Origin of the sequence: Microvirga sp. CF3016 (genome assembly GCF_036314085.1) — a bacterium.
Classification (GTDB): Bacteria; Pseudomonadota; Alphaproteobacteria; order Rhizobiales; family Beijerinckiaceae; genus Microvirga.
This window is the reverse complement of record NZ_JAYGGM010000001.1, coordinates 18,326-44,537: the sequence shown is the minus strand read 5'-3', so window position 1 is coordinate 44,537 and position 26,212 is coordinate 18,326. Positions and strand designations below refer to the sequence as shown.

Sequence of the window (26,212 nt, the reverse complement as noted above, 5' to 3'; positions counted from 1 at the left end):
CCTGCTGTCGCCGCCTCGAATCAGCTTGTGAATCGACAGTCTTAGATTTCGGTCTTCGCCACAATGCGCTGGATTCATCTGTCCACAACGGGAGACCCGCGTCGAGCGCAGACCGGATTCCCGCTCGGATCAAGGTGTCGCTGGGTTCACGCCGGCAGTTGAAGCCAGCTTCGCCTCGAGCTCCTTCACCCGGGCCTCAAGCCGTTCGTTCTCCTCCCGAGTAGCAACGACCATCTCGCGCAGAACTTCGACCTCCTCCCGCGTGGCAACGTCCATGTCCTTGATCAGGCGCTCGAACTGGCTGCGGACCACGGTCTCGACCTCTCGCCGGACGCCCTGCGCGGCGCCCGCGGCATCGGTGGCGAAGCGGGCGAGTTCATCGAAGATCCGGTTGGACGATTGGGTCATGGGTTCAAATCCACAGCGTTCGACGAGCCTTCAGGCCCTGGAACGCCACACATGGGCGCATTCGCCTTAAACTGCAACAGGGTTGACGATCCGTGCCCTGCGGGTCCAATGGCAACCCGTTCGATCAAGGGCCGCCTATGCCTCTCTCCTTTCCCATCATCGATCCCGTGGCGATCTCCATCGGTCCCTTCGCGATCCGCTGGTATGCCCTGGCCTATGTGGCCGGCCTCCTGGGCGGCTGGTTCTATGCCAAGCGCCTCGCGGCCAAGGCCGATCTCTGGGGCGGCTTGAAACAGCCCAAGCCGACGGATGTGGACGACCTGATCGTCTGGGTGGCGCTGGGCGTCGTGCTGGGCGGACGCGTCGGCTACGTGCTGTTCTATAATCTCGCCTCCTATCTCTCCCATCCGCTGGAGATCTTCGCCATCTGGCGGGGCGGCATGTCCTTCCACGGCGGCTTCCTCGGAGCGGTGCTTGCCATCGTGCTCTTTGCCCGCTCTCGCGGGCTGAACCCGCTCGCCATGCTCGACATGGCGGCGGTGGTCACGCCTATCGGCCTGTTCTTCGGCCGCATCGCCAACTTCATCAACGGCGAGCTCTGGGGCCGACCGGCCCCCGATTTTCCCTATGCGGTGGTCTTTCCCCATGCGGGCCCGGAACCTCGGCACCCGAGCCAGCTCTATGAAGCCTTTGGCGAAGGACTGATCCTGTTCATCATCATGGTTATCGCGGCCCGCCGCTTCGGCTTCCGCCGACCGGGGCTTCTCGGCGGCATCTTCGTGCTGGGCTATGCGGTGGCCCGCATCTCGGCTGAGTTCTTCCGCGAGCCCGATGCGCAGCTGGGCTTTCTCTTCGGGTCGTCGGTGCAGGCGTTGAGCGGCGGCATCACCATGGGCATGCTTCTCTCGGTCCCCATGGCGCTGGTCGGCGCCGGCTTCATCGTCATGGCCGTGCGGGGCTATACCCGTCCCCGCACCGCGATCGAGGCCGCGTGAAGCCGCTCAGGGATACCCTACGCGAGACGATCGCCCTCGAAGGGCCGATCACGGTCGAGCGCTACATGAGCCTTTGCCTGAGGCACTACTACGCCACCCGAGACCCCTTGGGATCCGCCGGCGACTTCACCACGGCTCCCGAGATCAGCCAGATGTTCGGCGAGCTGATCGGTCTGTGGATGATGGAGGTCTGGAACGGGATGGGGCGGCCCGCGCCCTGCCGACTCGTCGAGCTGGGGCCGGGCCGCGGCACGCTGATGGCCGATCTGATGCGGGCGACCCGGCTCCTGCCGGATTTCAAGGGAGCCGCCACGGTCCATCTGGTCGAGACCAGCCCGGCGCTGAGACAGAAGCAGCAGGCCGCCCTCGCTTCGTCGGGATTCTCGCTGCAATGGCACGACTATATCGGGGAAGTGCCTCCCGGCCCGACCTTTCTCGTCGCCAACGAGTTCTTCGATGCCCTGCCGGTGCGCCAGTTCGTGGGCACCGAGCGCGGCTGGTGCGAGCGCCTGGTTGGTCTTGAGGGCGAGCACCTGATCTTCGGCCTGCGCCCGGAGCCGGAGCCTGCGCTCGGCAACCCCTTGAAGCCCGGCGACGTCCTCGAATGGCCCGGCGCCTCCATCGATGTCGTGGACGAGGTCGCCCGGCGGGTGGCCCGCGATACGGGAGCCGCCCTGATCCTCGATTACGGCTATTGGGGCCCGGCCTTCGGGGACACGCTGCAGGCCCTCAAGGGGCACAGACCCGTCGATCCCCTGGTTGAGCCCGGGGAGGCGGATCTCACGACCCATGTGGATTTCCACCGCCTCGCTCAGGCGGCCGCTTCGGGGAACGCCCGCGTTCATGGCCTCAGCACCCAGGGCGCCTTCCTCCAGGCGCTCGGAATCGAGACCCGCGCATCCGCCCTGAAGGCGCGCGCCACGCCCGCGCAGGCCGCCGATATCGACCGGGCCTTGGAGCGCTTGACGGAGTGTGGCCCGACCGGCATGGGTGACCTGTTTAAGGTTTTGGCCGTTACACATGAGAGGATCGACGCCGTCCCCGGACTGCCCGCCCTGTCCCCCTCTTCCTGAGATCGAGCCATGTTCATCCAAGCGCCCGCCCTCGTGTCCCAGCCGCATATCCGCCATGCCTTCTTCACCCGCCAGGGGGGTGTGTCGAACGGGATCTACGCCTCCCTCAACGGCGGGATCGGCTCGTCGGACGATCCCGCCAAGGTGCAGGAGAACCGCCGCCGCATGGCCGAGGCCGTCGGTGTGGCGCCCGATTCCATGATCAGCGTCTATCAGGTCCATTCGCCGGACGCGGTCATCGTGGAAGGCCCCTGGCGTGGAGATCGCCCCAAGGCGGACGCCATGGTGACGGCGACACCGGGCCTTGCGCTGGGCATCACCACGGCGGATTGCGGGCCGGTCCTGTTTGCGGATGAAGACGCACGGGTGATCGGGGCCGCCCACGCGGGCTGGCGCGGGGCCGTAACCGGCGTGCTCGAATCCACCCTCGCAGCCATGGAGCGCCTCGGCGCCAGGCGTGAAAGGATCGTCGCCGTGCTCGGCCCGACGATCAGCCAGAAGGCCTATGAGGTCGGCCCGGACTTCATCGAGCGCTTCACCGAGGAGGCGCCCGGATACGAGCGCTTCTTGACGGATGCCGAGAGGTCGGGCCACGCCATGTTCGATCTTCCCGGCTTTATCGGCGCGCGGCTGAAAGCTGCCGGCATCGGGGCCTTCGAGGATCTCGGGCTTTGCACCTATTCGGACGAGGATCGGTTCTTCAGCTACCGCCGCACGACCCATCGCCAGGAGCCGGATTACGGCCGTCTGATCTCGGCGATCGCGCTCACTCCCTGATGCCGGCCACGTCCGGCGTCTCCCAGGCGAGATGCTGGCCGCCGTCGACGGCGATCATCTGGCCGGTGACGCTGCGGGCTTGCGCGAGGTAGAGCACCGCATCGGCGATCTCGTCCGGCGTTCCGCCGCGCCCCAGCAGCACCGCCTCGCTCTGCTTGGCGAAATCCTCGTCGCCCTGGCGGACATTCGACAGGGTGGGACCGGGACCGATGGCATTGACACGGATACGCGGCGCCAGTGCCTGCGCCATGGTCTGCGTCGCAGAGAACAAAGCCGCCTTAGTCAGCGTGTAGGAAAAGAATTGCGGCGTCAGCTTCCAAACGCGCTGATCGACGATGTTGACGATGCATCCGCGTCCATCGGCGGGCAGTTGATGGGCGAAATCGCGGGCCAGGAAGGTCGGCGCGCGCAGATTGACGGCGAAATGCCGGTCCCAGCGATCCTGCAAGAGCGTTTCGACCTCGTCGGGCTCGAACTCGGATGCGTTATTCACGAGGAGCGTCAGAGGTCCCAGCGCCCCAACCGCCTCCGGAACAAGCCGCTCGACGGCACCGCCATCTGCAAGATCTGCTCGCACGACGACGGCGCGACCACCCTGCTCCCGGATGCCGGCCGCCATGGTTTCCGCTTCGCCGGTGGAACGGCGGCAATGGATCGCGACCGCGTAGCCTTCCCCGGCAAGCCGTTCGACGATTCTCCGTCCGATGCGTTGGGCACCGCCGGTCACGAGAGCGGCTTTGTTCATGATCAACCTCTTGAAATGTAAGCACATCACGGCAAGTCAGTGCAGTTGACAAGAAAATGACATTTTTTCGCTGGGTCGTCGAACCAACGGTCAAGCTGTACGTTATGGACTCCAGCGATGACGCAAGGGGAAACTCGCACATTGCCGCCACAATCCTGCCACGGTAGTCTTCCGCTGCTGTGGTTGTCAGGTCACAGCCCTCGACCGGTTGTCGCTCTATAAACGGACAGTGCTTGGCTTGGCCCGTCGGACTTAGGGCTGAGCCCGCATGACATCGATTAGGAAAGAGAAACCATGAAGAAGATTCTTCTCGCCAGCGTCGCTCTCTTCGGCTTTGCCGGTGCTGCTTCCGCTGCTGACCTTCCGGTCCGCTCCGCTCCCCCGGCTCCGATCGTTGCTGCGGTTCCGGTCTTCACCTGGACCGGCTTCTACGTCGGTGTGAACGCCGGCTACGGCTGGAACGACAGCGGTGACGGCGACCTCGTGTTCGAAGACACCACGATCATCGGCGACCGTGACAATGACGGCGGCTTCGTCGGCGGCGGTCAGATCGGCTACAACTACCAGATCGGCTCGTTCGTGGTCGGTCTCGAAGGCGACATCCAGTACGCCGACTTCGGCGGCGTCAACTACGACTTCGGTCCGCTCGGCATCTATGAGAACGACAACGACGATTGGTTCGGCACCGTGCGCGCTCGCGCTGGTGTGGCCTTCGACCGCGCTCTCATCTACGCCACCGGTGGTTTCGCCTTCACGGACAACCGCAACGGCTGGACCGTCGGCGGTGGTCTCGAGTACGCCTTCACCAACAACCTGTCGGCCAAGATCGAAGGTCTGTACGTCAACCTCGAGGAGGAAGACTTCACCTTCGCTGGCACGACCTTCAACACCGGCGAGACCGACTTCGGCGTGGTTCGCGCTGGTCTGAACTTCCGCTTCGGCACCTACTAAGATCCATCGCTCTCGCGATGAACGAAAGGCCCGGGTTAAACCCGGGCCTTTTGTTTTACGGCGTCACCCTGGTCTTGGCGTAGGCCGGAACCCGGGATTCGAAATCCGCTAGCCAGGCGACGAGCTTGGGATAGCTCTCGCGCCAGCGGCCGCCGAAGCGCAGGTCGAGATAGCCCAGGGCACAGGCGAGAGCGATTTGGCCGATCTGGAGAGGCTGGCCTGCTTCCGAGAGATGGGCCTCCGCATGATCGAGACCGCGCCGCACCTTGTCGGCCTGATGGCCGACCCATTTCGGCTCGTGCCTGTCTTCGGGCCGGAAGCGGCCCTCGTAAACCTGCAGCAGCGCCGCGTCCATGATCCCGTCGGCGAGCGCTTGGTCGCGCAGGGCGGTGAACCGCTCCGGGCCGTTCGGGATGATGCGCCCGCCCCCGGCGAGATGATCGAGATAATCCACGATCACGCGGGAATCGTAGAGGACGTCCCCGTTCTCCAGGATGAGCGTGGGAATCTTGCCCAGGGGGTTCTGCTGCCGGATGGAATCCTCAGGGTTCAGGGTATCGGCATCGACGATCTTGATGCGATCGGACAGCCCGAGGATCGCGGCCGAGAGCTTGACCTTCCGACCGAAGGGCGATGCGGGCGAGGAGCGGAGGACGAGCATGGGTGACTCCTTTTGAAACAATGGCAGGAGTCATGGACGCTCGGAGCGCAAGCGGCAATTGGTTTTAAGCAGGAGGCCCGAAGGCTTCACAGCGATAGGCGCCATAGCCGCTGCGCGACAGGCGCTCGGCGAGAGCCGGGAGCAGCCTTTCCGCCTCTTCCTTCAGGGACCAGGGTGGATTGATCACGAAGAGGCCGCTGCCGTTGAGCCGTGAGGGATCGCGCGGGTCGTCCACAAGGAGTTCGAGACGAAGGCCGGGGCGCGGGCTTTCCTCATGCAGGCGTGCCGCCACCGCATCGACGGAGCCGACATCCTTGATCGGATACCAGCCGGCATAAACGCCGGTCGGCCATTTCTTCAGGGCGGCCAGCAGCTCCGTCCCAAGCCGGTCCAGTTCGTTAGGCTTCTCGTAGGGCGGATCGATGAGCACGAGACCACGCTTTTCCTTCGGCGGGATCAGGGCATGGAGCGCCGTCCAGCCGTCGAGATGCATCACTTTGAGATTCGTGACCTCGTTGAAGGCATCGTTCAGCACCGCGTGGTCGGCCGGATGCAGTTCCACGAACACGCCCCGGTCCTGCCGCCGCAAAAGCTCGCGCACGATGGCGGGCGACCCGGGATAGGCGGTGTTCCCATGCCGCGCCCGCACGTCGGCGATCACGCTGCGGTAAGGAGCGAGGATGTCCTCGATTTCGGACGAAAAGGCCTGGTCCAGGCGCCCGATCCCATCGACCCACTCGCCCGTCCGTCCGGCCTCGTCGCCGGCGAGATCGTAGAGACCGATCCCCGCATGGGTGTCGATGACGCGCAGGGGTGTCTCCTTGCGCTGCAGATAGACGAGGATGCGCACCAGGAGAGCGTGTTTCATGACGTCGGCAAAATTGCCGGCGTGAAAGGCATGGCGATAATTCATGGTCGTCCTATAGCATCCGGAACGGCAGCGAGTTCCACTTTCGACCCCGGTTCGATGCTCTTTTCCCTCGGGCGCGTCGCTCGATGCGCTATTTCACCGCCGGCACGGTGATTTCGCCCGCGCGGCATCCGTCGCGGTCGACTTCTGCGCATTGGCGGAAACCGCGCAGATCCTTGGCAAGGCAAATGCGCACCTCCTGGAAGATGCGCCGTCCGCAGGAAACCGAAATCATGTCGGAGCGCAAGCCCGGATTGGCATTCATGAAGGCGCGTTCGATCTCGCTCGGCAGCACCTTGGACCGGCTGTTCAGGCCAGTGAACCCGTCGGGAACGCGCACGAGGTCCCGGGCCTGCCGGACCGCACGGAAATAGCCACTCGGGCTTTCGCCCGTGCAGGTCCCGTGCTTGCGCCATTGATAGCGGGCGAGATTGTCGTCAGGAAAGAGTCCCTTGGCGTCGGCCATGGCCGCCTGCGGGACGAAGCGCCCATTCGGCTCGCAGAAGCTGGGATAGCCCTGCTCCCGCTGGGGCCACAGGCCATGGGTCACGAAGCCGAGACCGCTGCCGGTGTCGCACTGCCGGCTCCGGCTGCCGCTGTTCTCGCAGAAGCCGGGAGACCAGGACAGCGCCAGCACGTAGAAGTCGAACTGCCCCATCGGGGCGCCTCTCTCCTCCCGAGGGCCCTGAGCCGCGGCGGGAAGGATCGAGAACAGGCAGGCGCCCGCGAAGGCTAAAGCACTGGACCCAAGAGCAGGGACCACTCTCGGGATCCATCCAGTGCTTTTTCTCTTGGCCGGCGCATCGGTGGGAACGAAAGACCGGGGCCACTTTTCACCAGCGTGGCCCGTTGGGTCCGCACGATGCGCCAGCCAGCGGCGTAGGATCAAGGAGCCGCCTGCTTGCAATGCGGAGCGAAGGCATAATGGCGGTCGAGACCGTCGACGCAGGCCTCCGTGTTCCAGCCGATGCCGATGAAGCCGAGATCCTCACGGATCGAGAAGTTGATCCTGCGCTTGTAGCCGTCGGACACAACCACGGTGCCCGTGCAGAAGCGGCGGGGGATGTAGTCGAGCCCCCAGGGACGCCACGCGACTTCCCGGACCCGCTCGAAGCCGATCAGCTTGAGGTCGGAATTCCAGAACCGGCCCTCCTTGCTGGCGAATCGTGAGCTGATGTCCTGAAGCACCGAAGGGTCGGCGCAGGCCGGCAGCGAGGCGTCGAAAGGCTCTTCCCGCCGCTCCGCGGGATTGATCTCGCGCGCAAGCGCGGGCGCGCTCAACAGCATGCAGGAGATGAAAGCCGCCAGCCACTTCATTCGAATGCTCCGCCAGGTCGTTAGACTATGTCACACCCGACCATGTGGGCCGCATCCGAGAAGGTCAAGATCCGCTTACGCTTTAATAGATGGCGTGGCTGTTGAGCATCAGCGGCTGGCCTGCGGAGCGCCCCTGTTGCCTAGGCGGGGCATAGGTCTGCTCCGGCGGGCGGCCTGCGGGCGGAAGCGGTGCCTGGGAATAGGATGGGGAGAGGCCCCCCCGCGCGGCGCCTGGCCCCGGCAAATCGGCGGCGTTTCCTCCCCCTGCGGAATAGCGAGGCGCCGGAGGGACCGGAGCGGACAGGGTGGGCGACGGCGGCGGAGGCGCCGGCGGAATGTAGGCTTCCCCCTCCGGGATGTCCTGCTCCAGATCGGCGGGGGCGAGATCGCCGGCGGCTGCCGCGCTCTGGAGAACCTCGCGGCTGCGTTCGGGATCGATGCGCGGGGCGAATTTCAGGATCGGCTTGCAGATGCGCCGCTCGCCACGGGGATCGTGCCGCGCCAGGTCGATGTGGAAGTGATCGTAGTGGAAGGCGTCGGAGCCCGGACCCAGCACCGTGGTGAAGTAGCGACAGGCGCCGACGAAGGCCTCGCGCAGGAATTCCTGCTCGGTGGCATCCCCTCCCCGCCAGCCCTTGACCACCGAGATCTCCCGTCCGTCGGCCAGGACGAAGCCCATCACGTCGAGCGCGTTGCCGAAGGAATGTTCCGAGAGCTTGGCACCCCGCTGGTTGTTGCGCGGGCGGCAGGAATAGGACCCGGCTTTGATGTCGGCCAAGGGCACGCCGAAATACATCTCGGCGGCCGGTCTTACGATCTCGTCGAGCCAGGTGTCGATCCGCGGAATGATCGGGCAGGCCAGCGTCACCTTCGATTTCAGTCCGACGGCTCCGTTGTTGAAGGCCGAGACCTTGAACGGATAATCCATGCCGCAGACGCCCGGCCCATCGATCTTGGAACTGAGAGCCATATAGGCGGACGGCTGCACGAGGCGCTGCGAAAGGCAGGCTTCCTCGGCCTGGGCACGCCAAGGCTCGCGCTGCTCGAACCGGAACAGCCCGCAACCGGTAAGCCCAAGCCCGATAAGCGATAGGGCAAAAAACGCAACTAACCCACGACGCATGGACGGAAGACTGGCCCATGGACGTAAACATCCCGTCAACGGCGGTCGAAGTCGTCGAGAAACAGCTCGATTCGGCCCACCTCAGGAGCGCTTCTCTACAATCATCCGGTTGAACCTGGGTGCGACAGAATTGAGCAGGAACTTTTTTCGACGAAAGTAGCGGAAGAATTCTGCCCGTGGGAACAAGGGGTTAACTTTTTGTTAACGATTACATCACGAGTCGCTTGGCTCCTCGCCGCCGGCGGAGGCCCTTCTCACGATCTCGCAGGTTTGTTAGCTTGCCTCTCCATTCAGATAGGGGGCGAACCCCTTCAGAGAGAGGGGCTCCAATGAACCTGACATCGCATCTGGACTGGGCCTCCAAGCTCAACATTGCCGCCGTCTGCGTTTCCTTCTCCTTCATCTGCGCCATCTTCACCGGCCTTCTCTAAGCCGGTGCCCATGAGGCCAGCCGAATAGAGATTTTCCGGCTTCAACGCTGCCGCTTCGGCAGCGTTTTTCATGTGTCGGGACAGGGCACTTCCGTGATGCTCCAGGACATCACGTTGATCTCCATCTGGCACTGCGCCAGCTTGGGACCCTCGGCGGTCTTGAGACAGACCTTCTCCCCGGGAGCGAACATCCTGCCCTGGGCGCGGCAATAGCAATCGAGTGGATTGTGGGCGGGAGCCTGAGCCGTCTGAGCCATCGGCACCTCATGGGCCAAGACAGGGACTGCTGCGATCAGGCTGAGAAGGACAACGACGCTGCGCATGAGACGTCTCCGCGTGTCATTCGCTGATGATGCTCATCCTGTCGTGAGACCGCGTCAAGCGCCGATCAGCGCCATCGGTCCGCCGCACGGTCGTCGGCCTCCTTGGCGTCGATCCAGGCGCCGGCCGTTCCATCCTTGAGATGCTCGCGCTTCCAGAACGGCGCCTGGGTCTTCAGGTAATCCATCAGGAAGGAGGCCGCCTCGAAGGCAGCTTGGCGGTGGGCGCTGGCCGTGAGGACGAGCACGATCTCCTCACCCGGTCTGATCCGGCCGAAGCGGTGGAGGATTGTGAGGCCGAGAAGCGGCCAGCGGCTTTGCGCCTGCGCGGCGATGCGGCCGATCTCGGCCTCCGCCATGCCAGGGTAATGCTCGAGCTCAAGGGTTTCGAGCCGTCCGCCCTCGTCCCGGCACAGGCCCGTGAAGGCGACGACTGCCCCGATATCCGCCCTTCCCCGGGTCAGGGCCGCGGTTTCGGCAGCGGCATCGAACGGCTCGGCCTGGATGCGGATGGTTGCAGCCATGGGTTCACCCCCTGAAGGAGCTAGCCGCCTGTCATCGGCGGGAAGAAGGCGATTTCGCCCGCCCCTGCGATCCGGGCCTCCGGCTTCACGTGGACATGGTCGATGGCGGCGCGGACGATTCCTTCGTTCTCGAAGGCATATTCGTATTCCTCGCCCCTGCCCTTGAGCCAGCGCACTAGATCGGCAACCGTATCGATGCCCTCCGGCAGAGCGACCTGCTCGTCCGTCCTGCCGACCCGTTCGCGCACCCAGGCAAAATAGACGAGCTTCATCGCCTCTAGCCCTCGTCCATGAGGTGATGGATGCCGTTCTTGAAGTAGTCCCAGCCGGTGTAGATCGTCAGGATGGCGGCGATCCACAGGAGGATCGTGCCGATGAGGGTATTGTTGGGCAGCACCGTCTCGCCCGCCGGCCCCGCAATCAGGAAGCCCACGGCCACGAGCTGCAGCGTCGTCTTCCACTTGGCGACCCGGCTGACGGGCACGCTGACCTTCAGCTCGGCCAGGAACTCGCGCAGGCCCGAGACCAGGATCTCGCGGCAGAGAATGACAATGGCGGCCCACAGGGCCCATCCATGAATCGTACCGTCGGCCACCAGCATGAGCAGGGTCGCGGCCACGAGAAGCTTGTCGGCGATGGGGTCGAGCATGCGCCCCAGGGCCGATTGCTGGGCGAAGGTGCGGGCCACATAGCCGTCGAGATAATCGGTGATGGCGGCGATCGCGAAAACCGCCAGCGCGAACCAGCGGGACCAATGGTCCTCGGGCCAGAACAGGAGACCGACCACGGCCGGCACCGCTGCGAGCCGACCATAGGTCAGCAGATTCGCAAGGTTGAACGCCTTCGAGCGGCCCAAGGAGGAAACAGTCTTCATCACAAAGGCAGGAAGCATGAGGATGGTCCGTCCGTCAATCGGATGACCTTCAGTTGCACACTGCGGCCAACCGGCGAACACGGCAATGTGAGGGCGTCCTGCTCCTCCATGCTCAGCCCCGCTCGTGGAAGAAGTCGTAGACCGCCCGGGCCGTGGCGGCGTTGACGCCAGGCGCCCTCATCAGGTCCCCCAGGGCGGCCCGCTGGATCGCCTTGACGGTTCCGAAATGGTGCAGGAGCGCCCGCTTGCGGGTCGGACCGATGCCGGGGATCTCGTCGAGCGGGTTCTTCACCAGCTCCCGCTTGCGTTTGGCGCGATGTGCCCCGATGGCGAATCGGTGGGCCTCGTCGCGCAGGCGCTGGACGAAATAGAGCGCCGGATCCCGGGGCGGCATCTTGAAGGGCGGCTGGCCCGGCTTGAAGAAGGTTTCGCGACCGGCATCCCGGTCGCGCCCCTTGGCGATGCCGATCAGGGCCACGTCGTCCTCGCTCACGCCCACTTCGGCCAGGGCCTGACGGGCCGCCTCGAGCTGGCCCTTGCCGCCGTCGATCAGGACGAGATCGGGCCAGGCGGGAAAGGAATCGTCGTCCGATTGTCCGTTTGCCTCCTGGCCTCTCGGCTCCTCCTTCACGAGCCGGGCGAAGCGGCGCTGCAGCATCTCGCGCATCATGCCGTAATCGTCCCCGGGCTTCAGGTCTTCGGACTTCATGTTGAAGGTGCGGTAGTGCTGCTTCATGAAGCCGTTGGCACCCGCCACCACCATGGCGCCGACCGCATTGGTGCCCATGATGTGCGAGTTGTCGTAGACCTCCACGCGCTTGGGCGGTTTCGGCAATCCGAAAGCCTGTCCCAGGGACACGAGGAGCTTCTGCTGCGACGAGGTGTCGGCGAGGCGGCGGCCGAGCGCCTCGCGGGCGTTGCGCAGGGCGTATTCGATGAGCTGGCGCCGCTCGCCGCGCTGCGGCGCATGGATCTCCACCCGGGCCTCGGTTCGGGTCGAGAGCGCCGCCGCCATGAGTTCGGCGTCCTCGATCTCGTGCGACAGCAGGATCAGGCGGGGAGCGGGCTTGTCGTCATAGAACTGCGCCATGAACGAGCTTAAGACCTCTTCCCGGCTCATGGACTTGTCGGCCTTCGGGAAATAGGCGCGGTTGCCCCAGTTCTGCCAGTTGCGGAAGAAGAACACCTCGACGCAGAACTGGCCCGCCTGCTCGTCGAGGGCGAAGACGTCCGCCTCCTCAACCGACTGGGTGTTGATGCCCTGCACGCCCTGGATGGCCGACAACGCCGCCAAGCGGTCGCGGCAGCGCGCGGCGCGCTCGAACTCGAGCTCTTCGGCCGCGGCTTGCATCTCGTCCGTGATGCGCTGCTTCACGGCGTTCGACTTGCCCGACAGGAACGCACGTGCCTCGGAGACCAGCTCGGCGTAATCCTCGGACGAGATCTCATTCGTGCAGGGACCCGAGCAGCGTTTGATCTGGAACAGCAGGCAGGGCCGCGTCCGGTTCTCGTAATAACTGTCGTTGCAGGAGCGCAGGAGGAATGCGCGCTGCAGCGCGTTGATGGTGCGGTTCACGGCCCAGACACTCGCGAAGGGGCCGTAATAATCGCCCTTCCGCTTCCTGGCCCCGCGATGCTTCACGAGTTGCGGCGCCTCGTGATCGGCGGTGAGCAGGATGTAGGGCAGCGACTTGTCGTCCCGCAGGAGCACGTTGTAGCGGGGTTTCAGCTGCTTGATGAGATTGGCCTCGAGCAGCAGCGCCTCGGTCTCCGTCGCCGTGGTGACGAATTCCATCGAGGCGGTTTGGCCGATCATCCGGGCGATGCGGTTCGAATGCGCCTGTCCGCGCGCGTAGGAGCCGACCCGGTTCTTCAGGCTCTTCGCCTTGCCGACATAGAGCACGTCGCCCTTCGCATCGAGCATGCGGTAGACGCCGGGGGCATTGGGAAGCGTCGTCCAGAACTGCCGGATGACCTCGGTGCCGCGCTGGACCGAATCCGGATTGACCTCCAGATCGAACTCGACGTCCGAGCCGCTCTCGACGGCGACGGACTCGTCGTCTTCCTCATTGTCAAGAATGTCCGGCGGGACGTCGTTGGTGGTATTGCGACTCATGGGAGAGATTTAAGGGCTCGGGAGTCGCGAGGAAAGTGCCGCCGACGAACTGGCGCAGCCCTTCGGTTCGGTCTAAACGGCTCAGCTCTGGAATGTCAGCGGAGCCGGTCATGCGCCTGTCGATCGTCACATCAGCCGTCGTCGCGGCCCTGGTGGGGTTCGGCAGCACGATCGCCATCATCATCGCGGCCGCCCAGGCGGTGGGCGCCGATGCGGCCCAGACCACGTCCTGGGTGGCGTCCCTGTGCCTGGCGACGGCAGCCATCAGCGGGATCCTCAGCGCTCGCTACCGCATTCCCGTGGTTGCCGCGTGGTCGACGCCCGGTGCCGCATTGATCGCCGCCTCCAGCGGCATCTCGATCCATGCGGCCGTGGGCGCGTTCATTCTGGCCGGCACGCTGATCGTGCTGGCGGCCTTCATCAAGCCATTCGGGCGGCTGATCGAGCGCATTCCCACGCCAATCGCCGCAGCCATGCTGGCAGGCATTCTCATCCGCTTCGTCATGGCGGTGTTCGAGAGTGCTCAAGCGGCCCCTGGCCTCGTTTTGCCCCTGGTCGGACTTTTCCTTGTCGTTCGCCTTTACAATGCAGCGTTCGCGGTGCTGGCCGTTCTGCTTGTCGGCCTGGCGCTCGCCTTCGGGGGCGGCCTCGCTCAACCTCTTGCCTCCGATCTGAGCCTATCCTCCCTCACGTTCATCAGGCCGGCCTGGGAGCCGACGGTCCTGATCGGGTTGGGGATTCCGCTCTTCCTCGTCACGATGGCATCCCAGAACCTGCCCGGTTTCGCGGTTCTGCGGGCCTCCGGTTACACTCCCCCGTCACGCCCCATCCTGGCCGTTTCCGGCCTCGCCTCCATCATCACGGCCTTTTCCGGCGCGCATACGAGCAATCTTGCGGCGATCTCGGCCGCGATCTGCACCGGACCGGATACCCACCCCGATCCGGCGAAGCGCTGGATGGTCGGGCCGTTCTATACCCTGTGCTATGTGGTCATCGCGGCGTTCAGCGCGGCCCTGATCGGCCTGATCGCCACCCTGCCTCCCGAGCTTATCCGGACAGTCGCGGGACTTGCCCTCATGGGCGCCTTCGCGGGAGCCTTGAGCTCCGCCCTGTCCGAAGGCTCGAAGATCTTTCCGGCCGTCCTGACCCTGGCCGTCACGGCCTCCGGCCTGACGCTTTTCGGCATCGGCTCCGCCTTCTGGGGCCTGACGGCAGGCCTCCTTGCCCTCGGGCTCGATGCACTTGCCCTCCGGCTGCGCAAGCACGCCTGATCTGGACGACAGCCTCCGTTAAGCTTAAGACTTCGTTACGAAGAACAAGAACGGGGGCCCTCATGGCCGGGATGAAGCATGCGGGGCGGCTTGCCGCTGTAGTCCTGACGGCGGCTCTTGGAGCTTGCCAGGGCTCGCTCGGCGGATCGCCGGAGGGCATACCGGTCGCCCTGGAGAGCATCGACGGCGCCCCAGCTCCCATCCGCACTGCCCTCGTCGACGAGCTGACCAGCGCCGCCACCGACCGTAAGGTCGATCTCGTCGGCGCCAGTGCTCAGGCGCGCTACCGGGTCCGCGGCTATTTGTCGACCTCGACCGAGGGTGGGGAAACCAAGGTGGCCTATGTCTGGGACGTGTTCGATTCCCAGAAGCGCCGGGCCAAGCGCCTTGCCGGATCGAGCCCCGCTCCGGCCTCCTCCGTGTCGGATCTCGACAAGGCGGCGCTCGCGAAACTGGCCCAGGCCAGCATGGACGAAATCGCCGAGTTCCTGACGGCCGCGAAATCCGAGACCCCGTCCGAAACGCCAGCTGCACCCGAGGCACCCATTCAAACGGCGGAGGTCTCCGGCGATGAATCCCCCATTGCGATGCAGTGATTGCATGGCGACACGCCAAACTTGCAGCGGATTGAAAGGTGTCCAACTATTGTGACGGTTTCATATCGCTGCTAAGAGCCTTGCGCCCGGCCGTGCAGGGATTATGGCATTGCGCAGCGGGGGTTATCGATTACTCGAAGCCAAAGTTGCTTGCATGAAGCTCGTTGCGGGAAATTCCAATCGTCCGCTGGCGGAGGCCATCTCCGCCTATCTCAATGTTCCGTTGGCCAAGGCCCAGGTGCGGCGCTTCGCGGACATGGAAGTCTTCGTCGAGATTCAAGAGAACGTGCGCGGTGAGGATGTGTTCATCATCCAGTCGACCTCGTTCCCGACGAACGACCACCTCATGGAGCTTCTGATCATCACGGATGCGCTGCGCAGGGCCTCGGCCCGCCGCATCACGGCGGTAATCCCCTATTTCGGCTATGCCCGGCAGGACCGGAAGTCCGCATCGCGCGCGCCGATCTCGGCCAAGCTCGTGGCCAACCTGATCACCCATGCGGGCGTGGACCGCGTGCTGACGCTCGATCTCCACGCCGGCCAGATCCAGGGCTTCTTCGACATTCCCACCGACAACCTGTTCTCCGCCCCGACGCTGGCGCGCGACATCAAGGACCATCTCGACGGCGGCAACCGCATGGTGGTCTCGCCCGACGTAGGCGGCGTGGTGCGCGCCCGCGCCCTCGCCAAGCGCATCGATGCCCAACTCGCCATCGTCGACAAGCGCCGGGAGCGCCCCGGCGAATCCGAGGTGATGAACATCATCGGCGACGTGTCCGGCCGTTCCTGCATCCTCGTCGACGACATCGTCGATTCCGGCGGCACCCTGGTGAACGCTGCCGACGCCCTCCTGGCCAACGGGGCCAAGGAGGTCTACGCCTACATCACCCACGGGGTCCTTTCCGGCGGCGCGGTGGCCCGCATAGCGGGCTCACGGCTGAAGGAACTCGTCATCACCGATTCGATCATGCCGACGGAAGCCGTGAAGGTCGCCCACAACATCCGGGTCATCTCCATCGCCCAGCTCATGGGCGAGGCCATCGGCCGCACGGCCACGGAAAGCTCGGTGTCGAGCCTGTTCGATTAACTGGCGTTTCTTGCATTTCGGAGCGGCTGCCGCTATAAGCCGCCTCGCGCCCGCTCGACACCCTTGGAGGCACGGGCGCTAACCTCATGGCCGCCAATAGGTTTTTCGAGAACCCTGGGCGGCCATCGGTTTTTAACTCCCATTTTAAGGACCACGACCATGAGCGAAGTAAAGCAGATCAAGGCCGTGGCGCGCGACCGGGCCGGCAAGGGGGCCGCCCGGGCCGTTCGTCGCCAAGGCCAAGTTCCCGCCGTCATCTACGGAGCCGGCCAGCCGGCCCAGGCGATCGCCCTCGACTTCAACCAGACCAAGCAGCTGATCTTCGCCGGTCACTTCCTGACCACGATCTTCGAGATCGACGTGGACGGCCAGACCATCCGGGCCATTCCGCGCGACTACCAGCTCGACCCGGTCCGTGACTTCCCCGTCCATGTCGACTTCCTGCGCCTCGCGCAGGGCCAGGCGATCAAGGTCGTTGTTCCGGTCCACGTAGTCGGCCAGGAGAAGAGCCCCGGCGTGAAGCGCGGCGGCACGCTCCAGATCGTCGAGCACACGGTGGAACTGCTCGTTCCGTCCGACGCCATCCCGGATTACATCGAGGCTTCGGTCGAGGGTCTCGACATCGGCTCCTCGGTCCACCTGAACGACATCAAGCTGCCGAACGGCGCCAAGGCGACCTCCACCGAGAACGTCACCCTGGTTACCGTCGTGGCTCCGACCGGCCTCACGGAAACGGACACGGCTCCTGCCGCCGCCGAAGGCACTGCTGCAGCCTAAGGGGTTTGATCGGGCGTTCGAGCCCATCGATCGGCTTCAACGCTCCGACCGCAAGGCCGGAGCGTTTCTTATGAGCAGGACCACGCGATGCGTCTCTTCGTCGGCCTGGGCAATCCCGGATCCCGCTACGCCAGGAACCGCCACAACATCGGTTTCATGGCCGTGGACGAGATCGCACGCGCACACAATGCCGGTCCCTGGCGCAAGCGCTTCCATGCGGAAGCGGCCGACGCGGTGATCGGCGGCGAGAAGGTCCTGCTGATCAAGCCCCAGACCTACATGAACCTGTCCGGCCAGGCGGTCGGGGAAGCGCAGAACTTCTTCAAGATCCCGCTCCACGACGTGACGGTCTTCTACGACGAGCTCGATCTCCCGCCCGCCAAGCTGCGCCTGAAGATCGGGGGCGGCAATGCCGGCCACAATGGCCTGCGCTCGATCTCGGCCCATTGCGGCAACGAGTATCGCCGCGTTCGCCTCGGCATCGGGCATCCCGGCCACAAGGCGCTCGTGCAGAACCATGTGCTGGGCGATTTCGGCAAAAGCGAAGAGGCCTGGGTCGACGACCTGTGCAGGATCATCGCGGACAACGCTGCCCTCCTCGCCAAGGGCGAGGACGGAAGTTTTCAGAACAAGGTCCACCTCGCCATGGAGGCGAGAGGCTGGACGGACGTGAAGCGGCCTGGGGAAAAGGCCACGTAATTTGAGAAATCACGCCGGCATCAGCCGGCAATGGAAGGAGTGAGGCCATGGGCTTCAAGATGGGCATCGTCGGCCTGCCGAACGTGGGCAAGTCCACCCTCTTCAATGCGCTGACGCAGACCGCTGCCGCGCAGGCTGCCAATTATCCGTTCTGCACCATCGAGCCCAACGTGGGCGACGTGGCGGTGCCGGACGAGCGGCTCGACCGGCTCGCGGGCATCGCCAGCTCGGCGCAGATCATCCCGACGCGCCTCACCTTCGTGGACATCGCGGGCCTCGTGCGCGGTGCGTCCCGGGGCGAGGGTCTCGGCAACCAGTTCCTTGCCAATATCCGCGAGGTCGATGCTATCGCCCATGTGGTGCGCTGCTTCGAGGATACCGACATCACCCATGTCGAGGGCAAGATCGACCCGGTCGCCGATATCGAGACCATCGAAACCGAGCTGATGCTGGCCGATCTCGACAGCCTGGAGAAGCGCGTCACGGCGCTTGAGAAGAAGGCCAAGGGCAACGACAAGGAGGCGAAGGAAACCCTCGACCTCGTGAACCGCTGTCTGCCGTTGCTGCGTGACGGCAAGCCTGCCCGCCTGGTGGAGCGCAAGCCCGAGGAGGAGCGCCTGTTCCAGATGCTCGGCCTCCTCTCGTCCAAGCCCGTTCTCTACGTCTGCAACGTGGAGGAAGCCTCCGCCGACAAAGGCAATGAATTCTCGGCCCGCGTCTTCGAGCGCGCCAGGGAAGAAGGCGCCAAGGCCGTGGTCGTCTCGGCCAAGATCGAGAGCGAGATCGCGGTTCTTCCGCCCGAGGAGCAGCGGGACTATCTCGAGGCCGTGGGCCTTGAGGAGCCCGGCCTCAACCGGGTGATCCGCGCCGGCTACGACCTGCTCGGCCTGATCACCTACTTCACCGTCGGCCCGAAGGAGGCCCGCGCCTGGACGATCACCAGGGGCACCAAGGCTCCCGCGGCCGCAGGCGTCATCCATACGGATTTCGAGAAGGGCTTCATCCGCGCCGAAACCATCGCCTATGCCGATTACACATCCCTCAAGGGCGAGGCCGGCGCTCGCGATGCGGGCAAGCTGCGCCTGGAAGGCAAGGACTACACCGTGCAGGACGGCGACGTGATGCACTTCCGGTTCAATACCTGACAATTTCCTGAACGCGGGCTTTTTCCTCCGTTCAGGGCCATTCTGCGACAAAGCCTGCATGGAGGGTGTGCCCCATGCAGGCTTTTTTTGACAGCTTCGTTTCTCCCGGGCTCGGCAATGCCGAATTCTTCGTCGGCGTGCTCGTGGCCTGCGGCTTTCTGATGATCGGCATCTCGTCCCTGCTCCCGAAGCGCGGCGACGACAACCTCGAATGGTGGGAGCGTTAAGGAAGCCGCAGCGCCTTCGGTCCGATCCCGAGACCGATCTGCAGGCTTTCCGCGATGCGCCGTGCCCGGTCGACGAAGAAGTTTGCCACATCCGGCTCACAAATCTCCTGAGCCGTCTTTTCGAACAGTGACAGCCAGCGGGTGAACAGCTCCGGCGTGAGATCGAGGCCGAAATGGGCGGCCTGGGGCTTTCCCTGGTAGCGGCCGGTTCTCAGCGCGATCGAGGACCAGAAATCCACCATGAGCGCCAGGTGCCGGCTCCAGCGGCCGGAGAGCTTGGCGTGGAAGATCGGCCCGAGTTCCGGGTCGCGGATCACCCGGTCGTAGAAGGTTTCCACGAGCTGCCGGATCAGTTCCTCCGACACGCCTTCGGCCGGGCTGATGATCGGGATGCTGCGGCCTGTGGCGGCTGAATGGGCCAACGCGGGGATCTCCTCTCAAACCAAAAGGGACGGGAGCATCATGCACCCATCCCATTCGGGCATTCCTTGCGACAGATCAAGCCGGGCCTGTTCCATCGGCCCGGCTTGTCGTCAATGGTGGCCGTGGTCGACTTGAGGCTTCGCCTGCGGCCCGTGGGGATATTCCTTGCTGTGGGAATGTGTCGTCAGTTCGATCTGCCGGCCTGCCTCATATTCGGCGCCATAGAACACCCCATGCAGGCCCCAATAGCCGCTCACCAGCACCACGAGGGCGACGGCCAGTCCCGCCGGGACCGAAGCGAGATTGCCGAAGCGCGGCAGGGCGTTCGGCACCTTGACGGTGATCGCCCGGGCTTCACGGCAGGGATCGGCGGCGACCAGGAACAGGGCCGCCATGATCAGGGCGTGACCGACGAGGTCGATGCGACCGAACGGATAAACCGCGGTGAAGAAGATCAGCAGCAGGGACACGGCCGAGAGACGGCGCACCAGCGGGGTCCAGAGCAGGCCGAAGCCGAGGGTGAACTCCGCCACGCCGGCCATCGGGATGAACACGTCCCGCGGCATGCCGAAAGTCAGGAAGGGCTTCTCCTCGACGAGGGGATAGAACCAGTTCGGATAAGCGAACTTTTCCAGGCTCGACCACATGAGGGCGATCGCGATGCCCCAGCGCAGGGCCAGGAATCGGCGGGCGCGCCACTTCTCATCGTTCGACGACGCCATCACCAGATAAGCCGCGACGGCGACACCGAGCGCCAGATAGTCGAGCAGGTGGAACAGGTCGTATTCCCGCAGCGCCACCACCCACAGGGCAATGATGCCGGCAGCGGCAATCGGCATGGTCCGGCGCGAGAACACGCACATGGCGATCAGGAGCTGCGCCCACGAGATCAGCTCCGAATCCGTCTTGAGGTCGGGGGTGAGATAGATGCCGCCGACGGCGAAGATGGCGACGAAGAACCCCCCGATGGACGAGCTCATGAAATCGTCCGAACGGCTCCAGAGGGGGGTGCTGATCCGGTCGAGGCCCACCTGAATAGCGCGGCCCAACGCCATGCGTTCAACGGCGAGAGCCGCCAGGAAGAAGGCCAGCACCAGGCCGATGCCGGTCCAGAACCATTGATTGGTCAGGGTCGCGGAAATCGGCTGCGGGGCGGCATCGACGATATAGGGCGCGAACCACTTCACATGGGCTTGGGCCGGCAGTGTCCAAACGGCACCGGCGCCGAGGGACATGAGACCCGCGGCGGCACGCCCGATGGATGGCAGATGGCTTGGTCTTGGCTCGCGCGGCGCAGCGCATTTCGCGACAGATTCGGTACGCATGACATCCTCGTTGGGGAAGATCGTTCTTGGATGGCCGAGGAGATAGCCCGATTACGGGGGCGGGCATATTCAGATCAAGCCCCTAAGGGGTTTTCCGTAGTGCCGTCATAGGCTTGGCCGTAAAGCAACGATCCCGCCAGGGCCGCCCGCACACAACGCGAGGATCGTTCTTGAACCTTGAGCGTTGAAGCCTTGTCATCATCAATGAACCCTCATGAAGCTTCATCATCGGCACGATTGGAATCTTACTCCCACTGAAGCCGTGGCCCTTCAGCAGGAGCTCAGGCAGGAGGTGGTATCCGACCGCCCCCTCGATCTCGACAGGGTTCAACTCGTGGCCGGCGTCGACGTGAGCGTGAAGAACGAGCAGTCGCAGGCCGCCATCGTGGTGGTCACCTATCCGGGCTTCCTGCCGGTGGAAACCGTGCTGGCGCAGCGCCCGACACCCTTTCCTTACGTTCCGGGACTCCTGAGCTTTCGCGAGGGTCCCGTGCTCGAGGAGGCGTTCGAGAAGCTGAAATCCGAGCCGGACGTCTTCCTCTTCGACGGCATGGGCATCGCCCATCCCCGCCGCATCGGCATCGCCAGCCATATGGGCCTGTGGCTGCAGCGCCCCACCATCGGCTGCGGCAAGACGCTCCTGTGCGGACGCTACAAGGATCTCGGCGAGGAGAAGGGTTCCGCCGCTCCCCTTACCGACCGCAAGGAAACCATCGGCGTGGCGCTCCGCACCCGCACGGCCAAGAATCCCATGTTCATCTCGCCCGGCCACTTGGCCGACATTCCGACAGCCGCCGAACTCGTCCTGCGCTGTTCCCCGAAATACCGCCTGCCCGAGCCGATCCGGCTCGCGCACAACGCGGCCGGCCAGTTTTCGCCCTGAGCCGGATCGGCGATCTGAAAGCACTCCCGTGGAGCGGTTCGAGGACCGCCCGGATGTCAGACCACGCTTGCGGCGGCGGATCTCCCCTCGCGTGGCTCGTTGTGCTAGGGCAACCCCGACAAGGGATTGCTCATGCGCACGTTCGAAGATCTTCCTCCGGGCCTGACCCAGACCCTCGGCCCGCTCACCGTGTCGAAGGACGACATCCTGGCCTTCGCGCGGGAATACGACCCGCAGCCCTTCCACGTGGACGAGGTCGCCGCCAAGGACAGCTTCATCGGCACCCTGATCGCCTCCGGCTGGCATAGCTGCAGCCTGAACATGCGCCTCCTCGCCGACGGACTGATCCTGGATTCCTCCTCCATGGGATCCCCGGGCATCGAGGAGGTGAAATGGCTGAAGCCCGTGCGGCCCGGCGACACCCTGCGCTCGCGAATGAGCGTTCTGGAAAGCCGCATCTCCAAGAGCAGGCCCTCCCTCGGTCTGGTCCGATTCCACTTCGACATGATGAACCAGGGCGACGAGACGGTCCTGAGCCAGACCAACTGGATCATGTTCGCCACCAAGGATGCGGAGCCGTTCAAAGGCGGTGACGGCAACGTCCAGACGGCTGCGGCGGGCGCCCTGCCCGGCTCCGCGCCGCAGCGGGAGATTCCGCCGATCTCGGCCAACCCCTTCTTCGAGGATCTCGTCATCGGCGAGACCGAGGAGCTGGGCTCCTACACCTTCACGCCGGAGGATATCGTCGGCTTCGCCCGCCAGTTCGATCCGCAGCGCTTCCATGTGGATGCGGAGGCTGCCAAGGACAGCCTGTTCGGCGCGCTCTGCGCCTCCGGGTGGCATACGGCGAGCGTATGGATGAAGCACATGGTCGGCCACCGCGACCGGATCCGCGCCTACGCGCTGAGCCATGGCCAACGGCCCGCCCGGCTCGGCCCCTCCCCGGGCTTCTCCAACCTGAAATGGCTCAAGCCCGTCTACGCGGGCGATACGATCACCTACCGCTCCACCGTCACGGCCAAGCGCGCGTCCGCATCCCGCCCCGGCTGGGGCCTGGTGTTCCACCACAACACCGGCACGAACCAGCATGGGGAAGAGGTGTTCGCCTTCGACGGGATGGTTTTCTGGGAAAGGCGGGCCTAACCCTTCGAGCCTTCGGCCCGCTCGCGGGTCTCCTCGTCCAGCAGGGCGCGGATCTCGGCGAGGAACGGATGCGCCGATGTCTGCTTGCGCCCGTAGTCGAGATTGAAGGCATAGTCGAAATCCGCAGGGTTTTGCCCCTGATTGTGCTGGAGGATCGTCTCCAGCTTGTCGAGCCCTTTGGCGAGGACGGCCTCGGGCGACGAGGCGGCCTCGTATTCCTCCCACAGGGCCAGGATCTCGGCTCGCTTCGTCGGATGAAGGGCTTTGGTCAGCACCTCCAGATCGGCCCTCTCCCGGGCGGATTTGTCGAAACCCTCCGTCTGCAGCACGGCGGGAATGTCGCCGCTCAAGGCCTCGCCGAGATCATGGACGATGCAGAGCTTGATGAGGCGTAAGGGATCGATATCCCCGAACTCCTCCGAGAACACCAGCGCCATGAGGCACAGACGCCACGTATGCTCGGCCGTGCTCTCAGGCCGGCCCGTGGACGTGTAGCCGCTGCGCAGGGTGCTCTTGAGCCTCTCCGCTTCGCGCAGGAAGTCCAGCGCTCCGGAAAGTCGGTCGCCCGACATCAATGATGCTCCTCAATGTCCCTCGAAGCTCACGAGGCTGCGCACCTCGACGCCGAGATCGCGCAGCCTCGAGGCGCCGCCGAGATCGGGCAGGTCGATGATGAAGCAGGCGGCCACGATGTTGGCGCCCATCTGGCGCAGGAGCTGGGTCGCCGCGACCGCCGTACCGCCGGTGGCGATGAGGTCGTCCACGAGGATCACCCACTCGCCCTGGCCGATGGCGTCTGTGTGGATCTCCATCTCGTCGACCCCGTATTCGAGCGAATAGGCGATGCGCACCGTCTCGTGGGGCAGCTTGCCCTTCTTGCGGATCGGCACGAAGCCCGAGGAGAGCTGATGCGCGATGGCGCCGCCGAGGATGAAGCCGCGCGCCTCGATGCCCGCAACCTTGTCGACGCGCCCGCCCGCGAAGGGATGGACGAGCTCGTCCACGGAGCGACGGAAGGCGCGCGCATCGCCCAACAGGGTCGTGATGTCCCGGAACACGATGCCGGGCTTCGGGTAGTCCGGGATCGAGCGGATCGCGGCCTTCAGGTCGGTGAGGAGACGCTGGTCCATGGGGTCAAGCCTGCCTGGATATTGAAAAATGGGTCCGCGAACGCCGTGCGCGCAAGAAACCCGCGTATCACGCGCTCAAGGGTTTAGCACCCGCCCGGCCACCGCATCCAACTTTTTCAGAAGCTCCGGATCGCGGGCCGAGGGAGCCGTCATGATGGCGCCGTCGAGCGCCCGGTCGGAGCCTGCCGGGCACGGCTCGTGCTCGGCCGGGAAATCCCTCGCCACGTGCGCGATCAGGCGGGACACCTTCGCGGCGTTCTGGTGCGCGACGGCGACGACGGAGGCCACGTCCACATTGTCGTGCTCCGGGTGCCAGCAATCGTAATCGGTCACCATGGCGACGGTCGCATAGGTGATCTCCGCCTCGCGGGCGAGCTTGGCCTCGGGCATGGCCGTCATGCCGATCACGTCGTAACCGAGACGCTTGTAAGTCATCGACTCCGCATAAGTTGAGAATTGCGGGCCTTCGATGCACACCAGAGTTCCGCCCAGGGTGAATGGGATCTTCTCGGCCACTGCCGCATCGGCGATGCGCTGGCGCAGCACCGGGCCGACCGGATGGGCCATGGGCACATGGGCGACGCAGCCCCGGCCGAAGAACGAGCCCTCACGCTTGTGCGTGCGGTCCACGTACTGGTCCACCAGCACAAAGAAGCCAGGATAGAACTCGTCCTTGAACGAACCGCAGGCCGAGACCGAGATCAGATCGGTGACGCCGGCCCGCTTCATCACGTCGATATTGGCCCGATAGTTGATGTCGGACGGGGACAGGCGATGGCCTCGCCCATGGCGGGGCAGGAAGGCGATCTCGGTCGCGCCGATGCGCCCGATGCGCAGCACGTCCGAGGGCTCGCCCCAGGGGGAAGCGATCCGCTCCTCGCGCATGTCCTCGAGCCCCGGCAGGTCGTAGACTCCCGATCCGCCGATGATGCCTAGAACCGCCTTCGCCATCCTGTTCCCGCCTGTTGAAAGACCCCGGATCTCAGTGCTGTCTCATAGCCGATGGCGAGGCCTTTCCCAAGCCCGGCGCTCGAAACCTCGGGATTGCCGGTCGACAGAATTCCTACGTGGCGGCTATGCTCGTTTGACCCCTGGCTCACCCATCAAGAGGCAGATCGTCCATGTCCGAGGCCAAACGTCCCTCCTTCATTCGGCACTACCGGGAACTCCAGATCGACGGCACCGCGGTCTTTCGCGGCACTAACGAGCTGCGGAGCATCAATTCGCCCTTCTCCGCGGCCCTGGGCCTCACGAAGCTCGGCATTCACCACGAGCTGCTGCCGCCGGGCCGCCGCACGTCGTTTCCGCACGCGGAAAGCGCCGAGGAGGAATTCGTCTACGTCATCGAAGGCACGCCGGACGTGTGGATCGACGGAGAACTCTTCCGCCTCGCACCCGGCGACGGCGTCGGCTTCCCGGCGGGAACCGGGATCGCGCACAGCTTCCTCAACAACACCGACGAACCGGTTCGGCTTCTGGTGGTCGGCGAAGCGAACAAGGACGAGAACCGGATCGTCTATCCGGTCAATCCGGAATTGCGAGCTCTCCGCACGGACTGGTGGGACGATGCACCCGTACGCCCGCTCGGGCCTCATGACGGCAGGCCGCGCCGGCCCGAATGATTAGCGCAAGGGAATGGCCGCGATCTCATCCGTCACGAGGCAGGGGAACAGCGTCTCGCGCACGAGCCTGATCTGCCGCACCGGAGCCGTGATGGAAACCGGCAGGCGCTCGATCCGCTCGACCACGACGTCGGGAACGGAGGCCTTCGTCCGGTAGCGCGCCAGGGTCGAGTGGATCAGATCGTAGATGATCGGGCTCGCCCCCGGCGGGGGCGGGATCTCGCGGACGATCCTCTCCCGGATGGCTTCGATCAAGCCGGTTTCCTCGGTGGCCGTCGCGATGATGGCCGTGTCGGTGACCTTGAGGCGGGAGAAGCGCAGCTCCAGGGTCCGGCGTCCCGTGCAGAGCTCCTCCAGGAGCTTCTGGCTTGGCTCGGCAATGGTCTGCCAGTAGGCGTCCTTGTCGAAGCCGCCCTTCACCGTCACCAGGGGATAGATGGTGACGTGCAGACCATGCTTGGGTCCGACATGCAGGGGCTCCGGCCAGTGCCCGGCGAAGGCCCGCTGCACCTCCTCGAAGGCGTCCCGGGTCTCAGGCTCCAGGCTGGGTTGAACATGGTAGGCAAGGCACTCCTTGCCCCAGATGTCGTCGGCGATGGTCTGCAGCATGACGGCCGGCTTAGAGGCCTCCTCGAGCAAAGTCACCTGAAAAGAAAAAG

The 26,212-nt window shown here is 64.9% G+C and carries 32 protein-coding genes; 14 read left to right on the top strand and 18 right to left on the bottom strand.

Annotated elements, in window-relative coordinates; translation table 11 throughout:
* Window positions 1–129: 129 nt before the first annotated feature.
* The gene (locus tag VB672_RS00250; protein ID WP_329782158.1) at window positions 130–408 is read right to left on the bottom strand and encodes an accessory factor UbiK family protein; all 279 of its coding nucleotides are present in this window, start codon (window positions 406–408) and stop codon (window positions 130–132) included.
* Between the two features lie 137 nt (window positions 409–545).
* Between VB672_RS00250 and lgt the strand changes: the two genes are divergently transcribed.
* Genes lgt through pgeF form a run of 3 tightly spaced genes read left to right on the top strand, consistent with a single transcriptional unit; the run spans window position 546 to window position 3,253 of the window.
* Window positions 546–1,403: a prolipoprotein diacylglyceryl transferase gene (gene lgt, locus VB672_RS00245; protein ID WP_329782157.1), complete on the top strand. Its 858-nt coding sequence runs from the start codon at window positions 546–548 to the stop codon at window positions 1,401–1,403.
* Window positions 1,400–2,476 carry a class I SAM-dependent methyltransferase gene (locus tag VB672_RS00240; RefSeq protein ID WP_329782156.1) on the top strand — a complete coding sequence of 359 codons (1,077 nt, stop codon included), beginning with the start codon at window positions 1,400–1,402 and terminating at the stop codon, window positions 2,474–2,476. Before lgt ends, VB672_RS00240 begins: the two co-directional genes overlap by 4 nt.
* Window positions 2,477–2,485: 9 nt before the next feature.
* Complete coding sequence (gene pgeF / locus VB672_RS00235; protein WP_329782155.1) at window positions 2,486–3,253, top strand: peptidoglycan editing factor PgeF; 768 nt, start codon at window positions 2,486–2,488, stop codon at window positions 3,251–3,253.
* Here pgeF and VB672_RS00230 read toward each other — a convergent pair.
* Window positions 3,243–3,998, bottom strand: coding sequence for an SDR family oxidoreductase (locus VB672_RS00230; RefSeq protein WP_329782154.1), 756 nt, complete (start codon window positions 3,996–3,998; stop codon window positions 3,243–3,245). The two genes, pgeF and VB672_RS00230, sit on opposite strands and share 11 nt — an antisense overlap.
* Window positions 3,999–4,292: 294 nt before the next feature.
* Between VB672_RS00230 and VB672_RS00225 the strand changes: the two genes are divergently transcribed.
* A complete protein-coding gene (locus VB672_RS00225) occupies window positions 4,293–4,949 on the top strand; it encodes an outer membrane protein (protein ID WP_329782153.1) in 657 nt (218 codons plus the stop codon).
* Between the two features lie 55 nt (window positions 4,950–5,004).
* Here VB672_RS00225 and VB672_RS00220 read toward each other — a convergent pair whose 3' ends face one another.
* The 10 genes from VB672_RS00220 to uvrC all read right to left on the bottom strand — a co-directional run bounded on the left by VB672_RS00220 (window position 5,005) and on the right by uvrC (window position 13,225).
* Window positions 5,005–5,610 (bottom strand): glutathione S-transferase family protein, encoded by a 606-nt coding sequence (locus VB672_RS00220; RefSeq protein WP_329782152.1) that lies wholly within the window; start codon window positions 5,608–5,610, stop codon window positions 5,005–5,007.
* A gap of 64 nt (window positions 5,611–5,674) precedes the next feature.
* On the bottom strand, window positions 5,675–6,523 hold the full coding sequence (locus tag VB672_RS00215) for a 23S rRNA (adenine(2030)-N(6))-methyltransferase RlmJ (protein WP_329782151.1): 849 nt from the start codon (window positions 6,521–6,523) through the stop codon (window positions 5,675–5,677).
* An 88-nt stretch (window positions 6,524–6,611) separates the two neighbouring features.
* Entirely contained in the window at window positions 6,612–7,292 is a 681-nt protein-coding gene (locus VB672_RS00210; protein WP_442931890.1) for a ribonuclease T2 family protein, read from the bottom strand.
* A gap of 113 nt (window positions 7,293–7,405) precedes the next feature.
* Window positions 7,406–7,837 (bottom strand): hypothetical protein, encoded by a 432-nt coding sequence (locus VB672_RS00205; protein ID WP_329782149.1) that lies wholly within the window; start codon window positions 7,835–7,837, stop codon window positions 7,406–7,408.
* Between the two features lie 82 nt (window positions 7,838–7,919).
* Window positions 7,920–8,960 (bottom strand): extensin-like domain-containing protein, encoded by a 1,041-nt coding sequence (locus tag VB672_RS00200; RefSeq protein ID WP_329782148.1) that lies wholly within the window; start codon window positions 8,958–8,960, stop codon window positions 7,920–7,922.
* A gap of 499 nt (window positions 8,961–9,459) precedes the next feature.
* Window positions 9,460–9,714, bottom strand: coding sequence for a hypothetical protein (locus VB672_RS00195; RefSeq protein WP_329782147.1), 255 nt, complete (start codon window positions 9,712–9,714; stop codon window positions 9,460–9,462).
* Between the two features lie 65 nt (window positions 9,715–9,779).
* Window positions 9,780–10,235 carry a molybdenum cofactor biosynthesis protein MoaE gene (locus VB672_RS00190; protein WP_329782146.1) on the bottom strand — a complete coding sequence of 152 codons (456 nt, stop codon included), beginning with the start codon at window positions 10,233–10,235 and terminating at the stop codon, window positions 9,780–9,782.
* 20 nt (window positions 10,236–10,255) lie between these two features.
* Window positions 10,256–10,507 carry a molybdopterin converting factor subunit 1 gene (gene moaD / locus VB672_RS00185; protein ID WP_329782145.1) on the bottom strand — a complete coding sequence of 84 codons (252 nt, stop codon included), beginning with the start codon at window positions 10,505–10,507 and terminating at the stop codon, window positions 10,256–10,258.
* A 5-nt stretch (window positions 10,508–10,512) separates the two neighbouring features.
* Entirely contained in the window at window positions 10,513–11,127 is a 615-nt protein-coding gene (gene pgsA, locus VB672_RS00180) for a CDP-diacylglycerol--glycerol-3-phosphate 3-phosphatidyltransferase (RefSeq protein ID WP_329782144.1), read from the bottom strand.
* A gap of 94 nt (window positions 11,128–11,221) precedes the next feature.
* Window positions 11,222–13,225: an excinuclease ABC subunit UvrC gene (gene uvrC / locus VB672_RS00175; RefSeq protein ID WP_329782143.1), complete on the bottom strand. Its 2,004-nt coding sequence runs from the start codon at window positions 13,223–13,225 to the stop codon at window positions 11,222–11,224.
* A 110-nt stretch (window positions 13,226–13,335) separates the two neighbouring features.
* On the opposite strand from uvrC, the gene VB672_RS00170 reads away from it, so the two are divergent.
* The 7 genes from VB672_RS00170 to VB672_RS00140 all read left to right on the top strand — a co-directional run bounded on the left by VB672_RS00170 (window position 13,336) and on the right by VB672_RS00140 (window position 19,027).
* Window positions 13,336–14,496 carry a benzoate/H(+) symporter BenE family transporter gene (locus VB672_RS00170; protein WP_329782142.1) on the top strand — a complete coding sequence of 387 codons (1,161 nt, stop codon included), beginning with the start codon at window positions 13,336–13,338 and terminating at the stop codon, window positions 14,494–14,496.
* A 62-nt stretch (window positions 14,497–14,558) separates the two neighbouring features.
* Window positions 14,559–15,092: a hypothetical protein gene (locus VB672_RS00165; protein ID WP_329782141.1), complete on the top strand. Its 534-nt coding sequence runs from the start codon at window positions 14,559–14,561 to the stop codon at window positions 15,090–15,092.
* A gap of 154 nt (window positions 15,093–15,246) precedes the next feature.
* Window positions 15,247–16,179: a ribose-phosphate pyrophosphokinase gene (locus tag VB672_RS00160; RefSeq protein WP_329782140.1), complete on the top strand. Its 933-nt coding sequence runs from the start codon at window positions 15,247–15,249 to the stop codon at window positions 16,177–16,179.
* Window positions 16,180–16,338: 159 nt separating this feature from the next.
* Window positions 16,339–16,956 carry a 50S ribosomal protein L25/general stress protein Ctc gene (locus VB672_RS00155; protein ID WP_329782139.1) on the top strand — a complete coding sequence of 206 codons (618 nt, stop codon included), beginning with the start codon at window positions 16,339–16,341 and terminating at the stop codon, window positions 16,954–16,956.
* Window positions 16,957–17,043: 87 nt separating this feature from the next.
* Window positions 17,044–17,655, top strand: a complete 612-nt coding sequence (pth, locus tag VB672_RS00150; protein ID WP_329782138.1) for an aminoacyl-tRNA hydrolase — start codon at window positions 17,044–17,046, stop codon at window positions 17,653–17,655.
* Window positions 17,656–17,702: 47 nt separating this feature from the next.
* Window positions 17,703–18,800 carry a redox-regulated ATPase YchF gene (ychF, locus tag VB672_RS00145; protein ID WP_329782137.1) on the top strand — a complete coding sequence of 366 codons (1,098 nt, stop codon included), beginning with the start codon at window positions 17,703–17,705 and terminating at the stop codon, window positions 18,798–18,800.
* Between the two features lie 74 nt (window positions 18,801–18,874).
* Window positions 18,875–19,027 carry a hypothetical protein gene (locus tag VB672_RS00140; protein WP_329782136.1) on the top strand — a complete coding sequence of 51 codons (153 nt, stop codon included), beginning with the start codon at window positions 18,875–18,877 and terminating at the stop codon, window positions 19,025–19,027.
* Here the strand turns inward: VB672_RS00140 and VB672_RS00135 are convergent.
* Complete coding sequence (locus tag VB672_RS00135; protein ID WP_329782135.1) at window positions 19,024–19,449, bottom strand: group III truncated hemoglobin; 426 nt, start codon at window positions 19,447–19,449, stop codon at window positions 19,024–19,026. The two genes, VB672_RS00140 and VB672_RS00135, sit on opposite strands and share 4 nt — an antisense overlap.
* A 111-nt stretch (window positions 19,450–19,560) precedes the next feature.
* The gene (locus tag VB672_RS00130) at window positions 19,561–20,775 is read right to left on the bottom strand and encodes a hypothetical protein (protein WP_329782134.1); all 1,215 of its coding nucleotides are present in this window, start codon (window positions 20,773–20,775) and stop codon (window positions 19,561–19,563) included.
* A gap of 214 nt (window positions 20,776–20,989) precedes the next feature.
* On the opposite strand from VB672_RS00130, the gene nfi reads away from it, so the two are divergent.
* Complete coding sequence (gene nfi, locus VB672_RS00125; protein WP_329782133.1) at window positions 20,990–21,658, top strand: deoxyribonuclease V; 669 nt, start codon at window positions 20,990–20,992, stop codon at window positions 21,656–21,658.
* Window positions 21,659–21,790: 132 nt separating this feature from the next.
* Window positions 21,791–22,801, top strand: a complete 1,011-nt coding sequence (locus VB672_RS00120; protein ID WP_329782132.1) for a MaoC family dehydratase — start codon at window positions 21,791–21,793, stop codon at window positions 22,799–22,801.
* Here VB672_RS00120 and VB672_RS00115 read toward each other — a convergent pair.
* The 3 genes from VB672_RS00115 to VB672_RS00105 all read right to left on the bottom strand — a co-directional run bounded on the left by VB672_RS00115 (window position 22,798) and on the right by VB672_RS00105 (window position 24,882).
* Complete coding sequence (locus VB672_RS00115) at window positions 22,798–23,373, bottom strand: HD domain-containing protein (protein ID WP_329782131.1); 576 nt, start codon at window positions 23,371–23,373, stop codon at window positions 22,798–22,800. The two genes, VB672_RS00120 and VB672_RS00115, sit on opposite strands and share 4 nt — an antisense overlap.
* 12 nt (window positions 23,374–23,385) lie before the next feature.
* Window positions 23,386–23,931, bottom strand: coding sequence for an adenine phosphoribosyltransferase (locus VB672_RS00110; RefSeq protein ID WP_329782130.1), 546 nt, complete (start codon window positions 23,929–23,931; stop codon window positions 23,386–23,388).
* 75 nt (window positions 23,932–24,006) lie between these two features.
* The gene (locus tag VB672_RS00105) at window positions 24,007–24,882 is read right to left on the bottom strand and encodes an S-methyl-5'-thioadenosine phosphorylase (protein ID WP_329782129.1); all 876 of its coding nucleotides are present in this window, start codon (window positions 24,880–24,882) and stop codon (window positions 24,007–24,009) included.
* A gap of 170 nt (window positions 24,883–25,052) precedes the next feature.
* On the opposite strand from VB672_RS00105, the gene VB672_RS00100 reads away from it, so the two are divergent.
* Window positions 25,053–25,553, top strand: a complete 501-nt coding sequence (locus VB672_RS00100; RefSeq protein ID WP_329782128.1) for a cupin domain-containing protein — start codon at window positions 25,053–25,055, stop codon at window positions 25,551–25,553.
* On the opposite strand, the gene VB672_RS00095 is transcribed toward VB672_RS00100, so the two are convergent.
* Entirely contained in the window at window positions 25,554–26,162 is a 609-nt protein-coding gene (locus tag VB672_RS00095; RefSeq protein WP_329782127.1) for a hypothetical protein, read from the bottom strand.
* Window positions 26,163–26,212 lie beyond the last annotated feature (50 nt).

Coding starts and splice junctions, on each gene's coding strand:
- VB672_RS00250 (WP_329782158.1), bottom strand. CDS start 408: ATGACCCAATCGTCCAACCGGATCTTCGATGAACTCGCCCGCTTCGCC.
- lgt (WP_329782157.1), top strand. CDS start 546: ATGCCTCTCTCCTTTCCCATCATCGATCCCGTGGCGATCTCCATCGGT.
- pgeF (WP_329782155.1), top strand. CDS start 2,486: ATGTTCATCCAAGCGCCCGCCCTCGTGTCCCAGCCGCATATCCGCCAT.
- VB672_RS00230 (WP_329782154.1), bottom strand. CDS start 3,998: ATGAACAAAGCCGCTCTCGTGACCGGCGGTGCCCAACGCATCGGACGG.
- VB672_RS00225 (WP_329782153.1), top strand. CDS start 4,293: ATGAAGAAGATTCTTCTCGCCAGCGTCGCTCTCTTCGGCTTTGCCGGT.
- VB672_RS00220 (WP_329782152.1), bottom strand. CDS start 5,610: ATGCTCGTCCTCCGCTCCTCGCCCGCATCGCCCTTCGGTCGGAAGGTC.
- VB672_RS00215 (WP_329782151.1), bottom strand. CDS start 6,523: ATGAATTATCGCCATGCCTTTCACGCCGGCAATTTTGCCGACGTCATG.
- VB672_RS00205 (WP_329782149.1), bottom strand. CDS start 7,837: ATGAAGTGGCTGGCGGCTTTCATCTCCTGCATGCTGTTGAGCGCGCCC.
- VB672_RS00200 (WP_329782148.1), bottom strand. CDS start 8,960: ATGCGTCGTGGGTTAGTTGCGTTTTTTGCCCTATCGCTTATCGGGCTT.
- VB672_RS00195 (WP_329782147.1), bottom strand. CDS start 9,714: ATGCGCAGCGTCGTTGTCCTTCTCAGCCTGATCGCAGCAGTCCCTGTC.
- VB672_RS00190 (WP_329782146.1), bottom strand. CDS start 10,235: ATGGCTGCAACCATCCGCATCCAGGCCGAGCCGTTCGATGCCGCTGCC.
- moaD (WP_329782145.1), bottom strand. CDS start 10,507: ATGAAGCTCGTCTATTTTGCCTGGGTGCGCGAACGGGTCGGCAGGACG.
- pgsA (WP_329782144.1), bottom strand. CDS start 11,127: ATGCTTCCTGCCTTTGTGATGAAGACTGTTTCCTCCTTGGGCCGCTCG.
- uvrC (WP_329782143.1), bottom strand. CDS start 13,225: ATGAGTCGCAATACCACCAACGACGTCCCGCCGGACATTCTTGACAAT.
- VB672_RS00170 (WP_329782142.1), top strand. CDS start 13,336: ATGCGCCTGTCGATCGTCACATCAGCCGTCGTCGCGGCCCTGGTGGGG.
- VB672_RS00165 (WP_329782141.1), top strand. CDS start 14,559: ATGGCCGGGATGAAGCATGCGGGGCGGCTTGCCGCTGTAGTCCTGACG.
- VB672_RS00160 (WP_329782140.1), top strand. CDS start 15,247: ATGAAGCTCGTTGCGGGAAATTCCAATCGTCCGCTGGCGGAGGCCATC.
- VB672_RS00155 (WP_329782139.1), top strand. CDS start 16,339: ATGAGCGAAGTAAAGCAGATCAAGGCCGTGGCGCGCGACCGGGCCGGC.
- pth (WP_329782138.1), top strand. CDS start 17,044: ATGCGTCTCTTCGTCGGCCTGGGCAATCCCGGATCCCGCTACGCCAGG.
- ychF (WP_329782137.1), top strand. CDS start 17,703: ATGGGCTTCAAGATGGGCATCGTCGGCCTGCCGAACGTGGGCAAGTCC.
- VB672_RS00140 (WP_329782136.1), top strand. CDS start 18,875: ATGCAGGCTTTTTTTGACAGCTTCGTTTCTCCCGGGCTCGGCAATGCC.
- VB672_RS00130 (WP_329782134.1), bottom strand. CDS start 20,775: ATGCGTACCGAATCTGTCGCGAAATGCGCTGCGCCGCGCGAGCCAAGA.
- nfi (WP_329782133.1), top strand. CDS start 20,990: ATGAAGCTTCATCATCGGCACGATTGGAATCTTACTCCCACTGAAGCC.
- VB672_RS00120 (WP_329782132.1), top strand. CDS start 21,791: ATGCGCACGTTCGAAGATCTTCCTCCGGGCCTGACCCAGACCCTCGGC.
- VB672_RS00115 (WP_329782131.1), bottom strand. CDS start 23,373: ATGTCGGGCGACCGACTTTCCGGAGCGCTGGACTTCCTGCGCGAAGCG.
- VB672_RS00110 (WP_329782130.1), bottom strand. CDS start 23,931: ATGGACCAGCGTCTCCTCACCGACCTGAAGGCCGCGATCCGCTCGATC.
- VB672_RS00105 (WP_329782129.1), bottom strand. CDS start 24,882: ATGGCGAAGGCGGTTCTAGGCATCATCGGCGGATCGGGAGTCTACGAC.
- VB672_RS00100 (WP_329782128.1), top strand. CDS start 25,053: ATGTCCGAGGCCAAACGTCCCTCCTTCATTCGGCACTACCGGGAACTC.
- VB672_RS00095 (WP_329782127.1), bottom strand. CDS start 26,162: ATGCTGCAGACCATCGCCGACGACATCTGGGGCAAGGAGTGCCTTGCC.